Genomic DNA, 13,679 nt, shown 5'->3' with positions numbered 1-13,679 from the left:
GGCCAAGTCGTGGCTAGTGTTCGTGTTGTGGTCGGGTCGAAGGTCGGGTTGCACGCGCGGCCCGCCCGGCTGCTGGTGGAGGCGGCTGGCAAGCAGGCCGTGCCCGTCCTCATCGGACGGGACGGGGGCAAGCCGGTGCCCGCCGACAGCATCCTGGCCGTCATGGCGCTCGGGGTCGGCAGCGGCGAAGAGGTCGTCGTGTCCGCGGACGGCGAGGGGGCCGAGCCTGCGCTCAACGAGATCGCCGCGCTGCTCGCCCAGGACCTCGACGCCTGAGCGAATGTCCGGTTGTGTTGTCGAAGCCACACGATTCCAACTATTGTCACACCCTGAGGCCGAGGGAGGTGACCGATGTACGCCGAGGAACGGCAGCGCGCGATTCTCAAGCAGGCTCGCCAGCATGGCCGGGTCGACGTGGCGACGTTGGCCGCCACCTTCGAGATCACCAGTGAGACCGTGCGGCGGGACCTCACCGCGCTCGAACGCAGCGGCGTGCTGCGGCGGGTGCACGGTGGCGCGATCCCGGTGGAACGGCTGGGTTTCGAGCCGGGCCTGGCCACGCGTGACACCGTGATGACCGCCGAGAAGGAACGGATCGTCGCGGCCGCGCTCGAACAGGTGCCGAACGAGGGCGCCATCCTGCTCGACGCGGGAACCACGGTCGGCAGGCTCGCGAAGATCATTCCCGCCGACCGGGAACTCACGGTCGTGACGCATTCGCTCACCACGGCGTTCACGCTGGCCACCCGCCCGAACATCACGCTGATGCTGGTCGGCGGCAGGCTGCGGGCCCGCACGATGGCCGCGGTCGACAGCTGGGCGCTCAACGCGCTCAAGGACACCTACGTCGACATCGCGTTCATCGCCACCAACGGCATCTCGATCGAGCGCGGGCTCACCACCCCGGACACCGCCGAGGCCATGATCAAGCGGGCCGCCATCGCGGCCGCGCGGCGCACGGTGCTGCTCGCCGATCACACCAAGATCGGCAACGACCACTTCGCCAGGTTCGCCGATCTCAGCGACATCGACACGATGATCACCGACACCGGCGTCGATCCGCAGCTGGCCGACGAGATCGCGCAGACCGGCATCAAAGTGATCACCGTTTGAGTGTCTTGCGGCATCGGCTCGGCCCGTACCTGCTGACCGCTCCGTTCTTCGTGATCTTCGGGGTGTTCGGCCTCTTCCCGATGCTCTACACCGCCTGGGTGGCGCTGCACGACTGGCATCTCGTCAACGGTGACAAGGGTTTCGTCGGCTTCGGCAACTTCGTCACGCTCGCCTCCGACCCGCATTTCTACAACGCGCTGTTCAACACCGTGAGCATCTTCGTGCTCTCCACCGTCCCGCAGCTGCTGGCCGCGCTCGGGCTCGCCGCGCTGCTCGACCGGCCGCTCCGCGCGCGCACGATGTGGCGCGCCAGCGTGCTGTTGCCCAACGTCGTGTCGGTCGTCGCGGTCGCGCTGGTCTTCGGCCAGCTCTTCGCGAAGGACTACGGCGTCGTCAACTGGGTGCTCGGGCTCGTCGGGCTCGACCCGGTCGACTGGCGCGCGCACCGGCTCGCCGCGCATGTCGCGATCAGCACCATGGTGATGTGGCGCTGGACCGGCTACAACGCGCTGCTGTACCTGGCCGCGATGCAGTCCGTCCCGCAGGAGCGGTACGACGCCGCGATGATCGACGGCGCCTCGCGGTGGCGGACGTTCTGGTCGATCACCGTGCCCGCGATCCGGCCGACCATCCTGTTCACCGTGGTGGTCTCGACCATCGGGGGACTGCAGCTGTTCGCCGAGCCGCAGCTGTTCGACGACACCGGCATCGCGGGCACCGGCGGCGCGGACCGCGAGTTCCAGACCCTGGCGATGTACCTGTACGAGCGCGGGTTCGGCCTGTTCGACGCGGGGTACGCGGCCGCCATCGCCTGGGTGCTCTTCCTGCTTTCCGCCGGGTTCGCACTGGTCAACTTCCTGCTGGTGCGCCGCCTCCGGGGCGGTGAGTGACCATGGCACGTGCCAAGCCGGGCTTCCTGGTCTACGGCCTGCTGCTCGCGATCGGCGTCGGCTCGATCTTCCCGCTGTACTGGTCTTTCGTCGTCTCCAGCCGGGACAACTCGGCCATCGGCGAGGCGACGCCGCCGCTCGTGCCGGGCGGTAACCTCGTCGCGAACATCCGCGAGGTGTTCGACAAGGTCGACTTCTGGCTGGCGCTGGAGAACTCGATGATCGTGTCGACCACGGTCGCCGTGTCGAACGTGGTGCTCGCCAGCCTGGCCGGGTTCGCCTTCGCCCGGCTGAGATTCCGGGGCCGCGACTCGCTGTTCCTGGTCGTCATCGGCACCGCGATGGTGCCCGCGCAGCTGGGCGTCATCCCGCTCTACCTCGTGGTCGGCGAGCTGGGCTGGTACGGGCGGCTGGAGGCGGTGATCATGCCGGGCCTGGTCGGCGCCTTCAGCGTCTTCTGGATGAGGCAAGCCTGCGAAGAGGCGATACCGGGCGAGCTGATCGACGCGGCCAAAGTGGACGGTTGTTCGACGCTGCGGGTGTTCTGGCACGTCGCCGCGCCCGCGATCCGGCCGCAGGCCGCGGTGCTCGCCATGCTGACGTTCATGACCGCGTGGAACGACTTCTTCTGGCCGCTCATCATCCTGGACCCGAACCAGAGCCCGACCGTCCAAGTCGCACTGTCCAGATTGGCCAGTGGCTACTTCACGGACTACTCGCTCATGCTCACCGCGGCGACACTCGGCGTGCTACCGGTCGTCGCGCTGTTCATCCTGCTGGCCCGGCACATCGTCAACGGCGTCATGCGCGCCGGCGCGTTCCGGAGCTGAATTGCCCGCCACCACGGCGGCGAAGAAGCGCGCGCTGTCCTTGACGATCCGTTGCTGCGTCTCGAAATCGACGTGCACCAGGCCGAAGCGTTGCGTGTAGCCCATGGCCCACTCGAAGTTGTCCAGCAGCGACCAGGCCAGATAACCGCGGACGTCCGCGCCCCGCGCGACCGCGTTGTGCACGGCGCCGATGTGCTTCGCGAAGTACCGGACCCGCTCGGCGTCGTGCACCCGGCCGTCCTCGACCACGTCGGCGAACGCCGCGCCGTTCTCCGCGACGATCAGCGGCAGGCCGTCGCAGTGCTCGGTCAGCCACAACAGCAGGTCGGTGAACGACTCCGGGCGCTGTTCCCAGCCGAACGAGGTCAGCTCACCCTGCGGCGGCATGACGTCCATCCCGCGCAGCCCCGGCAGCGGGCAGTTGCTGTCGGCGGCCGGGTCGGCCAGCGGCGTGGAGCGGGTCGGCGCGTAGTAGTTGACGCCCAGCCAGTCGAGTGGCTGGGCGATGATCTCCAGGTCCCCGTCCTCGATCGCCGGTTCGAGCGTGCCGACGTGCGCCAGGTCCTCGAGCAGCTCGGGCGGATAGCCGCGGCCGAGCACCGGGTCGAGGAAGAACCTGTTGTGCAGGAAGTCGAACTTGCGCGCGGCCTCACGGTGGACCTCATCGTCCACTTCGGTCAGCACAGGGGAGAAGTTGAGCACGATGGACACCTCGTCGGCGCCACTCGCGCGCAACGCCTGCGCGCCATGACCGTGCGCGAGCAACAAGTGGTGCGCGGCGACGAGCGCGGCGCCTTCGTCCTTCAGCCCGGGCGCGTGCTGGCCGTTGCCGTAGCCGAGGAACGCCGCGCAGAACGGCTCGTTGATCGTGGTCCACTGCCGGACCCGGTCGCCGAGTGCTTTGTGGACGGTCTGCGCGTAGTCGGCGAAATACGCCGCCACGTCCCGATTGCGCCAGCCGCCTTCGTCTTCCAGCGCCTGCGGGAGATCCCAGTGGTAGAGCGTGAGCATCGGCGTGATGTCGCGCTCCAGCAACCGGTCGATCAGCCGGTCGTAGAACGCGATACCGCGCGGCTCGATCGTGCGGCCGTCCGGCATGATCCGGGACCAGGCCGTGGAAAACCGGTAATACGGCATGCCGAGTTCGTGCAGCAGCTCGATGTCGTCGCGGTACCGGTGGAAGTGCTCACAAGCCCGCTCGCCTGTGGCGTCACCGAGTATCTTGCCAGGCTGCGCGGCGAAAGTGTCCCAAATGGACGGTCCGCGCCCGTCGGCCGTGGTGGCGCCCTCGATCTGATACGAAGCGGTCGCCGTGCCCCAGATGAACCCGTGCGGAAAAGTCACCGCGACCCCATTCCTTAGTTCGATGCCGCCGCACGTGCCTCGGTGACCGACTGATCCCACGCTTGATCAATGCTCTGCTTGCCTTCTTCGACCCGCCCGAGCCCATGGCCGAACGTGGGCCGCACATGCGCGTCACGCAAGCCGCGATAGTTCGGCCGTAACGCTTCCGCCGACGCGGCGAACAGCTTCCCGACGGGCGCGCCGCTGAAGTACGCGTTGGTGTGCGAGAGCACCGCGCCGTCCTGGTACGCGTCGAGCGCGCTCGGCAGCAGCCCGCTGTCGAGGAAGATCCGCTTCTGCTGCTCGGGCGCGGTCAGCCACGACGCCAGGTCGTAGGCCTGCTTCTGGTGCGTGCCCTGCGCGGGGATGGTCAGGTACGAGCCACCCCAGTTGCCGCCCTTGCCCGGAATCGACGTGACGTCCCATTTGCCGGCCAGCTCGGGGCCGCCCGCCTCCTGGATCTGGGTCAGCATCCACGCCGGGCAGGTGATGGTCGCGAACCGGCTCTGCTTGATCGCCACGGTCCAGGGCTGGGTGAACGGGGTGACCCGCGCGGTCTCGCCTTTCGCGCCGATACCGCCCGCGAGCGTGAACGCCGAGTGGATAGCCGGGTTGGTGTCGCCGACGAACGAGTCGTTGGCCTTGGCGAAGTAGTTCTCTTCGGACTGGTTGATGATGGCGGTGTAGATAGTGCCTGCCGAGTCGGCGAACTTCGCGTCGGTCACTTTGCTGGCGAACCGGTCCGCGACCTGCGCGAACTGCTCCCAAGTCGGCCACAGCGCGGCGACGGCGTCGCGTTCGGTCGGCAATCCGGCCTTTTCGTAGAGGTCGCGGCGGTAGCACATCGCGAGGCTGCCCATATCGGTGCCGAGCCCCATGACGAAGTCCCCGACGGCGCCCTGTTCCCATTTCCACGGCCGCCACCGCGGCCGGAGGTCTTTCGCGCCGAACTGCCCGAGGTCCGCGAATTTGTCCTTCGACTGCCGGAACTGCGGCATGTACTGTTCTTCGATGGCGACGACGTCCGCCGCACCGCGCCCGGCGCCGAGGCTGGTCGCGAGTTGTTTGTGATGTGTTTCGAAATCGGCCACCCGGCTCACCACGGTCGTTCCCGGATGCGCCTTCTCGTACTCCTTGAAAAGCTTTTCATATCCGAACTCGCCGAATGTCGCGACCGTGAGCGTGACCGGGCCGTCCGTTTTCGGCTCAGCCGCCGTGCCTGAACAGCCCACGAGCACCAATGCGCAGGTCAGCACCGCGGCGATCGCCGGTAAACCGTTCGGGCGGGTCATGACTCTCCTTCGGTCAATGCTCGGATTATGCATTCATCCCGGTATTCCGGCAGCGGCTCTTGACTGTTCGGGCAGGGATGGTGCCCGAGTGACCCCGGTCCGCCCACTCGGCGCCACGCTCGCGTTATAAACGATCAAGCGAGACGACGGGGAAGCTGGTCCCCGACCATGGTCCGGGAGTCGGCGTGCAACTTGGTCAGTACGCGGGAGACGAGCGACTGGACGGTACGCCGGGGCAGGCTGAGCTCGGCCGCGATCTCCGGGTTGGACAGCTTCGCCGCGACCAGCCGCGCGATCCGCATCTCCAAGGGCGACAAGGATCCCGTGCTCGGGCTGTTCGCCTGGTTCAGCACCCCGTACGGCCGCAGCCTGGCTTCGGCGCGGCGAATGCTCCAGCCGGCCGAGACGGTGCCGAGCACCTCCGCGGCCTCGGTCAGCGACCGGCCCGCGTGGTCGAGGTGACCGGCGCGGGCGAGCAGCTCGGCGGCGTCCTCCAGCGCCGCCGCCAGCTCGATGGGCCTGCCGACCGTGCGGTAGTGGTCGGCGGCGGCGAGCGCGCCTTCCGGGTCACCGTCGATCAGCGCGCGGCAGCGGGCCGCCGCGGCGGCCGCGCGCGCCGGGACGGTCTCCTGCTTCGCCTCCTCGGCGCAGACGGTCAGCGCTTCATGGGCGATGTAATGGTTTCCGGCCGCGAGCGCGATGCGCACGACGTCGGGCAGCCACTGGTGCCGCAGCATCATCCTGGCGAAATCGGGCCGCAGCACCGGGCTGAACAGGCGCAGCGCCTCCTCGGGCTGATGCCGCTGCTCGGCAGCCATGGCCATCGCCGCGAGGTAGAAATCGCAGCTCTCGCGCTCGGACGGATTCGAGGGGGAGTGCGCCTCGGCGGCTTCCAGATGCGCGCGCACCGCGGCCCGCTGGTCGCGGTGACCGGCGATCAGCGCGGCGACCCCGTGCAGCAGCAGCGCGGCGGCGCCCGCCTCGCGGACGCCGTTGAACGTGATCGCGGGGCCGTCCTCGGTCACCGAGTCCAGCTCGGCGAGCGCCTCGTCCCAATGCCCGATCCAGTAGTAATGCACCGCCGCCGACACCTGCGGGCCGACCGGCAGGCCATGTCTGGCCGCGAGGTCGTACCCGGCGTGCAAGGTCGACTCCGCGTCGCTGAGCCGGTCGAGGTTCTGCAGCGTGAAGAGCCGGTTGTCGAGCAGGTCGAGCCGCAAGGCCGCCAGCTCGGCGCTGTCACCCGTGGTGTCCAGCGCCGCGTTGACCGACTCCAGCGCGCGGTCGTGTTCCCGGCGGATCGAGTGGACGAGCCAGAGCGTCTGCAACGCGTGCGCGGCCGGATAACGCTCGCCGGCGGCGGTCGCCTCCTCGTGCAGCCGGAGTGCGGTCCGCTCGGTCTGGTCGAGGTCGGACAGGTCACCCCGCCGGAAGTTGGCGAGCAGCGTCTGATTGCGGGTGCGCCAGCTCTCCGGCAGCGCCGGGTCGTTCATCGCGTCGGCCATCGTGTCGAGCGCGCCGGGCGTGTCGCCGCGGCGGTATTGCAACGCGGCGAGCACGTGGCGCATCTCGACGCGGTCCGCCGGATCCTGGACGACGCGGATGGCGTGCACGGCCTCGGACTCCGGGTCCTGCCCGAGCCGGAACAGCACCCGGACCAGCGCGGCGGTGAGCGTGCCTCGCTCGGCGCCGCTGGGCACGGCGCTGTCGAGCGCGCGGCGCAGCAGTTCGACCGCGATGTGCGGGGCCCGGTTGGACACCGCGACGTGGTTGGCGACGAGCCACCGGACCACCCAGGCGTCGACCGGGACCGGCTCGGCCGCGAGCTGCTCGGCGACCCGTTTGACCGGCGCGCCGTGGTCGGCCAGCGCCTCGGCCGCACGCCGGTGCAGCGCGGCGCGCAACGGCTTGGCGATGCCGTCGTAGAGCGCCTGGCGCTGGAACGGGTGATGGAACGCCAGCTTCTCGCCCGCGGACTCGACGACCCCTGCGCCGGTCGCCTCTTCGAGCGCGGCCACCAGCTCCAGCGGCGACTTCCCGGCGATCGCGGCGACGTCTTCCACCTCGAACTCCGCGCCGAGCAGCGAAGCGCTGCGCAACACTTGAGTGGTCGCGGGGTCGAGACACTCCAGCGTCCGGCTGACCGCGGCGAGCAGCGAGCGCGGCGCGTTCTCGGTGACGTCGAGCGCGACCTCGGCGACCCCGTCGACGATGCGCACGGCGTCACGCCGCAGCAGATCGTGGGCGATTTCCCTGGCGTAGAGCGGATTCCCGGACGCGCGCAGCACCAGCGGCCGCAGGCTCGCACTCAGTCTCGCGCCGAGAATCCCTTCGAACACCTCGCGGATCTCGGTCTGGCTCAACGATTCGATCGAGAGGACCTCACCGGATCTCGCTTCGACGCCGCGGCGCAGCTGGGTGAGATCGTGACGACCATGGCCGGTGCGGCATGCGGCGACCAGTAGCAACGGCAACTGCCGGGTGGCGGCCGCGAGCCGTTGCCACAGCAGCACACTCGCCTCGTCGGCCCAGTGCAGATCGTCGATCACCAGCACCAGCGGACCGGCCGCGCAGGTCTCGTCGACCAGCGCCAGCAGCCGGTCGACCGCGGCGAGTATCGGGTCGCCGTGCGCCGGTTCGGCGTGCAGTTCCCTGGCCAGCTTGGCCTTGGCCGGATCCGCCGAGCCATGCCGCACGTCCAGGCATTCCATGATCACGTTGAGCGGAAACCGTTGCTGCAGCTCATCGGCCGCCGTCCAGGCCAGCTGACAGCCCCGCTGCCCCGCGCTCGCCAGCCCGGCGGCCAGCAGCTCGGACTTGCCGATGCCCGGCTCGCCCTCGATCCACACGGGACGGCCACGCCCGGCGAGCACCTCGGTGACGAAACCGCGCAGCAGCCCCACTTCCCGGTCCCGCCCGAGGAAGACCCCGGAGGCCCCGCCGCGTTCGATGGCCTTCGCGATCGGCGGCGGCACGATGGACAGCGGCGGCTGCCGGGGCGTGAGCGGCTCGTCCGCCGTGCCGTCCAGGATCCGCTGGTGCAGCTCGCGCAGCGCGGCGCTGGGTTCGACGCCGAGCTCTTCGACCAGCACCTGGCGGGCGTCGCGGTACACGGCCAGCGCCTCGGTCGGCCGTCCGCTGCCGTGCAGCGCCCGCATGAGCGGCTCGTACAGCGACTCGCGTAGCGGATGCCTGCGCACCAGCTCGGCCAGCTCGGCGACGAGTTCGCGATGCCCGCCGAGCCCGAGCATCAGCTGCGCGCGCAGCTCGATCGCGGTCAGCTGGAGTTCGGCCAGCCGCGCCCGCTCCTGCTCGGCGAACGGCCCCGGCACCCCGGAGAACGCCTCGCCGCGCCACCGGTCGAGCGTCGTGGTCAGCACCGCGGCGGCGCTCCGGGGATCCTGCTTGCCGTTGAGACGCCTTGCTTCGGCCGTCTCCTGCTCGAACAGCCGCACGTCCAGGTCGGTCCGGTCCAGGCGAAGCGCGTAGCTGGATCCGGCCGAGGAGAGCAGATCGTGAGGCGTGATGCCGGGTGCCGCGGCGCGGATCGCGCCACGCAGGCCCGAGATGTAGGTGTGCACGCTGCCCGTCGCGCTGGCGGGCGCCGCGGCGCCCCAGACGTCCGAGATCAGTTCCCCGAGCGTGATCGGCTGGCCGCACCGCGCGGCGAGCGTCGCGAACACCGCGCGCTGCCTCGCCGGGCCCAGCCGCAGCTCCGTGTCACCGAGCCAGGCGCGGGGTGGACCGAGCAGCTCGACGCGTAACCGGCCGTCCGACCCGTTCGTCACGCCGGCTCCATTCTCTGGCTGCTTGTCCGCAGTTTAGGACGTCCGCCTCGAATGAAGGTTGCTCACCCACCACTTGGCCTGCGGTCACTCGAACGGGGGAGCCTGAACGGTCGTGCGACCGGCGTGAAAGCCCTTAGACCGTCACCACTTGGGGGCCCTTGGCGGCGATTTCGCGGGCCAGGCGCGGGTCGATGCCGGTGTCGGTGAGGAGGGTGTCGACGTCGGCCAGGTCGCCGAACCTGGCGAAATGGTCGTTCCCGACTTTCGTATGGTCGGCGACGAGAATCACCCGCCTGGCCGAACGGATCGCCGCCCGCTTGATCATCGCCTCGGCCGGGTCGGGCGTGGTGAGCCCGCGCGCGGGCGAAATCCCGTCGGCCGCGATGAACGCGACCTCGACCGTGGTGTCGCGCAGGGTGTCGAGCGCGAAACTGTCCACTGTGGCCAGTGTGCGCTGGCGGACCCGGCCGCCGACGATCATCAGCGTCAGGTTGGGATGCCCGGCCAGCGTCAGCGCGTTGGTCAGCGAGTGCGTGACGACCGTGAGCCCGAGTTCGGCGGGCAGCGCCGCGGCCATCCGGCCCGTCGTCGTGCCCGCGTCGAGGAAGACCGCGCCGGTCGCGGGCAGGTGGTTCAGCGCCGCGACGGCGATGCGGTCCTTCTCGGCGGTCATGACCGTGTCGCGGTCGGCGAAGCCGGGCTCGAACCCGTGCCGCTCGATCGGGATGGCACCGCCGTGCACCCGGCAGAGCATTCCGCCGCGTTCGAGCGCCGTGAGGTCGCGGCGCACGGTCTCGACCGTGATGGCGAAGGAAGCGGCCAGCGACGAGACATCGACGCGGCCATGGAGCCTCGCCTGCTCGAGAATGGCGCGCTGCCGTTCCTCGGCGTACATTCGGCACTCCTTCACGGCGGGTGCCGCTCAGGTTAGTTAGCCGCGCCCGAGGTGAGGAAGCGATGCGGAGGCGGCTGCGGGGCTTCCGGCCCTGGCGGACATCCTGTCTGCCCGAACGGGTACGTCCGCACCTTGACGCGGCGACCTCTGCGCGGTCGCGCGACCACGGAAGGTGTTGCCTGCGCTGGATTCTGGGCGCCGCGATGGGGCGTGCACGGCGCTTCCGGCAGCAGGAGCCTGGCCAGCGCGGCGGTCAGCGCGAGGCGCAGCTCCTCGGGAAGGCCCCACTGCTGGGAAATCCGGTGCAGCAGCTCGACCGCGCGGTCGGCCGAGAGTTCGTCCAAATTGGCCAGCACCCACTCGGGCACCCAGTCCCTGGTAAGACTCTCGGGCGCCGCGAACAGCTGCTCGGCGACCCGTTCCGGGTGCGCGCCCGAGGTGGCCATGGTCGCCGCGATCTGCTGGTGCAGCATGGCCCGCATGGCGGGCGGGGTCGCCGCGTAGAAGACCGCGCGGACCAGCGGGACACGGAAACGCAGCAGTTCACCGGCTGCTTCGAGCACGCCCGCGTCGAGTGCTTCTTCGACCGACTCGATGAGCAGTGCCAGCTCGATGCCGGTCGCGTGGGTGAGGTCGGCGACGCCGAACGTGTCGCCGAACAACGCGGCCGAGTTCAGCATTCGCTTGGCGGACAACGAAAGCGAGGCGAGGTGGTCCTCGACGAGCGCGGCGGGCTTGGGCCTGCCGTCCATCGCGCCGGGCGCGGTGATGTCGTGGCCTTGCGCGTATTCGTCGAGCAAATGGCTGAGGTAAGCCGGGTTGCCGCCGCTGTGAGTGCGCATGAACGCGAGTGTCGCGTCGGCGGGGCACCGCCCGAGCACCTCGTCCGCGAGGTCGGCGGTCGCGGTCTCGTCCAAGCCGGACAGGATGATGACCTCGGCGTTTTCGCGGAGCATGGCCAGCTCACGCCGATGGGGCCGGGGCCGCGCGGAGCCGATCAGCAGGAGTGGCAGGTGGCCGGTGAGGCGGTGCAGGCGCTGCCAGACGAACAGACTCTCCTCGTCGGCCCACTGCAGATCCTCGAAGACCAGTACCAGCGGGCCTTGGGCGCAGAGGTCGGTCACGGTCCGCTCGGGGTGCTGCGTTTCGCCGAGACAGTCGGCGATCAGGCTCAACGGCGTCCGGCGGCAGAGTTCGTCACCGGCGGCCCAGCGGACGTTCGCCCGGCTGGCCAGTGCTTCGGCGAGCAGTGCGCTCTTGCCGCTGCCCGCGTCGCCTTCGATCCACAGCGCACCCTGGTCTGCTTGGCGGACGCGGTCCAGTTCCCCTTGCCTGCCGACGAAAACCGGCGGCCGCGGGGGACCGGGAGCCACGGTGCGCATCCGCTGGCTCAGCGCGAGCAGTCCCGCGCCCGGCTCGAGGCCGGACTGCTCGATGATGGTCTCGCGGGCGTTGCTGAACGCCTCCGCCGCTTCGGCCTGGCGTCCCGATCGGTACAACGCCGTGATGTGCATGCGGTGCAGGCCTTCGTGCAGCGGATGCTGCCGCACGAGCGGCGCGAGCTCACCGGCGAGTTCGCGGTGACCGCCCAGGCGCAGTGTCACTTCGGCGTGCCGTTCGAGCGCGTACATGCGCATCTCTTCGAGCCTGGCGCGCTGGGTTTCGGCGTACGGGCCGGGAATTCCGGTGAGCGCTTCGCCTTGCCAGAGCGCGAGAGCCGCGCTGAGCGCGTTCGACTCGGCCTGGTCGTCGCAGGCGAGCCGGTGCGCACGGGCCTCGTCGAGGTGACGCTCGGCGAGATGGACGTCGATCTGCGGCTTGGGCAGGTTCAAGCAGTATCCGGCGCGAGTGGTGCTCAGGATGTCGGCCGAGCCGAGCGCGCGGCGCAGCGCGGAGATGTAGGTATAGACGCTGCCGGTGGCGCTGGGCGGCGGGTTCTCGCCCCAGACGGCCTCGATGAGTTCTTCGCGGGAGACGACCTGCCCGGCGCGCACGGCGAGCACGGCGAAGACCGCGCGGCGCTGGGCCGGGCCGAGTGCGAGTTCGGTGCACCCGTGCCACGCCGTGACCGCGCCCAGCAGCCGGACCGTGCGGGAATCGCCCTCGTTCACCGTCATCGGCCAGTCCTTGTTACCCGTCGCTCCAAGGGGATCTTTTGGGTTCGCCGGAGTCTAAACCCGCTTCTGTGGGATTCGCAACCAATCGGGCACCGTTTCATGTTGGTTTGGGCATTGGTCATCTTTGACCTGGGAAACCCCGTGAGCTGGGCCGAACTGCGAATCTTCCGCGATTATTCCGAATACTGCTCACGGTAAGCGTTTGGTCGACAGCGCATACTTTCGGTCACCGGCCCGTTTGTGTTGGTTTGCTCGGCTGACCGCGCGTGGTCGACCGGGCAAGGCCGCCGCGTTCACGGGCAGAAATACCGCGCTGGGCTGCCGTTATCCGGTGCGCGTGATCAATGCTGGGCCGAACACCGAAGTGAGGACGGGCCAGTGGAGCAAGCACGCGAGAAGTTCGACGGGGACGTCCTGCTCGCCCTGGCCGTCGAAGGCAGACTCGTACTGGACGCCGAGCTGGCCGACTGCGTCGTCGCGGAGCTGCGCCGGACCGAGGCGATCGTCCACGGCAGGCTGGCCGCGCTCGACGGGCCCGGCGCGGTGGCAGGCCTCGACCAGGAAACGGTCGATCTGCGCTTCGCCGAGGTCGCCGAACCGGGCAGGCTGCGTGCGGCGCTGGCCGAGCTGCCGCGGTACATCGCCGCATTCGAGCAGGCCACGCGGGTTTCGACACAGGTCTTCACGCCACGCTGAGAATCCGTAGAGGGTTCGTGAAGAACGCCTTCCCAGACTGTGACGCAGCGTACTTGCACGCTTCGAGTTTCGGAGGGATCCCAGTGGGCACGGAAACGCAGGACATCACCGTGGCGGTCTACGCGCCGGATCCGATCACCGCGGCCGGGCTGGCCAGCCAGCTCGGGCCGTTCACCGTGGCCGACTGGGAGAAGCGCGCGGACGCGGGCGTGCTCGTGTTCGGCACTGAGCGCCTCACCCCGGAGACCGTGCTGCAGCTGCGCAGGCTGTCGACCGAGCAGGCCAAGCCGGTCGTGCTCGTGGTCAGCCAGATCGGCGAGGCCGAGCTGCTGCCCGCGATCGAATGCGGCGTGGTGGCCGTGCTCCCGCGTGCCGCGACCACCGCCGACCGCCTCGCCCACGCCGTCCGCGCCGCCGCGACCGGCGGCGGCATCCTCCCGCCGTCCCTTTTGGGGGAATTGCTCAAGCACGTCGAGCGGTTGCAGCGCGAGGTGCTCGACCCGATGGGTCTCAACACCGCGGGCCTGACCACGCGCGAGATCGACGTGCTGCGGCTGATGGCCGACGGGATGGACACCGTCGAGATCGCCGACAAGCTGTGTTACTCCGAGCGCAGCGTCAAGCACATCATCCAGGGCGTGACCAGCAGGCTCAACCTGCGCAACCGTCCCCACGCGGTGGCTTACGCGGTGCGCGCCGGCGTGATCTGAGCGC

The 13,679-nt window shown here is 69.7% G+C and carries 11 protein-coding genes; 6 read left to right on the top strand and 5 right to left on the bottom strand.

What is annotated here, in order from left to right:
- The first annotated feature begins 9 nt into the window (after window positions 1-9).
- The 4 genes from BLV57_RS21105 (at window position 10) to BLV57_RS21090 (ending at window position 2,833) form a co-directional block, all read left to right on the top strand.
- Complete coding sequence (locus BLV57_RS21105; RefSeq protein ID WP_091291308.1) at window positions 10-276, top strand: HPr family phosphocarrier protein; 267 nt, start codon at window positions 10-12, stop codon at window positions 274-276.
- A gap of 75 nt (window positions 277-351) precedes the next feature.
- On the top strand, window positions 352-1,113 hold the full coding sequence (locus tag BLV57_RS21100) for a DeoR/GlpR family DNA-binding transcription regulator (RefSeq protein ID WP_091291306.1): 762 nt from the start codon (window positions 352-354) through the stop codon (window positions 1,111-1,113).
- Window positions 1,114-1,145: 32 nt separating this feature from the next.
- Window positions 1,146-2,003: a carbohydrate ABC transporter permease gene (locus BLV57_RS21095; protein WP_091291958.1), complete on the top strand. Its 858-nt coding sequence runs from the start codon at window positions 1,146-1,148 to the stop codon at window positions 2,001-2,003.
- 2 nt (window positions 2,004-2,005) lie between these two features.
- Window positions 2,006-2,833, top strand: coding sequence for a carbohydrate ABC transporter permease (locus BLV57_RS21090; protein ID WP_176968733.1), 828 nt, complete (start codon window positions 2,006-2,008; stop codon window positions 2,831-2,833).
- Here the strand turns inward: BLV57_RS21090 and BLV57_RS21085 are convergent.
- The 5 genes from BLV57_RS21085 to BLV57_RS21065 form a co-directional block, all read right to left on the bottom strand.
- Window positions 2,753-4,177 (bottom strand): GH1 family beta-glucosidase, encoded by a 1,425-nt coding sequence (locus tag BLV57_RS21085; protein ID WP_091291301.1) that lies wholly within the window; start codon window positions 4,175-4,177, stop codon window positions 2,753-2,755. The two genes, BLV57_RS21090 and BLV57_RS21085, sit on opposite strands and share 81 nt — an antisense overlap.
- Window positions 4,178-4,191: 14 nt before the next feature.
- Entirely contained in the window at window positions 4,192-5,469 is a 1,278-nt protein-coding gene (locus tag BLV57_RS21080) for an ABC transporter substrate-binding protein (protein ID WP_091291299.1), read from the bottom strand.
- A 134-nt stretch (window positions 5,470-5,603) separates the two neighbouring features.
- Window positions 5,604-9,257: an ATP-binding protein gene (locus BLV57_RS21075; RefSeq protein WP_091291296.1), complete on the bottom strand. Its 3,654-nt coding sequence runs from the start codon at window positions 9,255-9,257 to the stop codon at window positions 5,604-5,606.
- Between the two features lie 133 nt (window positions 9,258-9,390).
- Window positions 9,391-10,152 carry a DeoR/GlpR family DNA-binding transcription regulator gene (locus tag BLV57_RS21070; RefSeq protein WP_091291294.1) on the bottom strand — a complete coding sequence of 254 codons (762 nt, stop codon included), beginning with the start codon at window positions 10,150-10,152 and terminating at the stop codon, window positions 9,391-9,393.
- Window positions 10,153-10,184: 32 nt separating this feature from the next.
- A complete protein-coding gene (locus tag BLV57_RS21065; RefSeq protein WP_245757438.1) occupies window positions 10,185-12,269 on the bottom strand; it encodes an ATP-binding protein in 2,085 nt (694 codons plus the stop codon).
- A 378-nt stretch (window positions 12,270-12,647) separates the two neighbouring features.
- Here BLV57_RS21065 and BLV57_RS21060 point away from each other — a divergent pair, with 378 nt between their 5' ends.
- Window positions 12,648-12,965 carry a hypothetical protein gene (locus tag BLV57_RS21060; protein ID WP_091291292.1) on the top strand — a complete coding sequence of 106 codons (318 nt, stop codon included), beginning with the start codon at window positions 12,648-12,650 and terminating at the stop codon, window positions 12,963-12,965.
- 83 nt (window positions 12,966-13,048) lie between these two features.
- Window positions 13,049-13,675 carry a helix-turn-helix transcriptional regulator gene (locus tag BLV57_RS21055; protein ID WP_091291290.1) on the top strand — a complete coding sequence of 209 codons (627 nt, stop codon included), beginning with the start codon at window positions 13,049-13,051 and terminating at the stop codon, window positions 13,673-13,675.
- The last annotated feature ends 4 nt before the right edge of the window (window positions 13,676-13,679 follow it).

Origin of the sequence: Amycolatopsis xylanica, from assembly GCF_900107045.1 — a bacterium.
GTDB lineage: Bacteria > Actinomycetota > Actinomycetes > Mycobacteriales > Pseudonocardiaceae > Amycolatopsis > Amycolatopsis xylanica.
The sequence above is the reverse complement of the archived record's forward strand: the minus strand, read 5'-3'. Positions and strand labels throughout refer to the sequence as shown.

Coding starts and splice junctions, on each gene's coding strand:
- BLV57_RS21090 (WP_176968733.1), top strand. CDS start 2,006: ATGGCACGTGCCAAGCCGGGCTTCCTGGTCTACGGCCTGCTGCTCGCG.
- BLV57_RS21070 (WP_091291294.1), bottom strand. CDS start 10,152: ATGTACGCCGAGGAACGGCAGCGCGCCATTCTCGAGCAGGCGAGGCTC.
- BLV57_RS21100 (WP_091291306.1), top strand. CDS start 352: ATGTACGCCGAGGAACGGCAGCGCGCGATTCTCAAGCAGGCTCGCCAG.
- BLV57_RS21080 (WP_091291299.1), bottom strand. CDS start 5,469: ATGACCCGCCCGAACGGTTTACCGGCGATCGCCGCGGTGCTGACCTGC.
- BLV57_RS21065 (WP_245757438.1), bottom strand. CDS start 12,269: ATGACGGTGAACGAGGGCGATTCCCGCACGGTCCGGCTGCTGGGCGCG.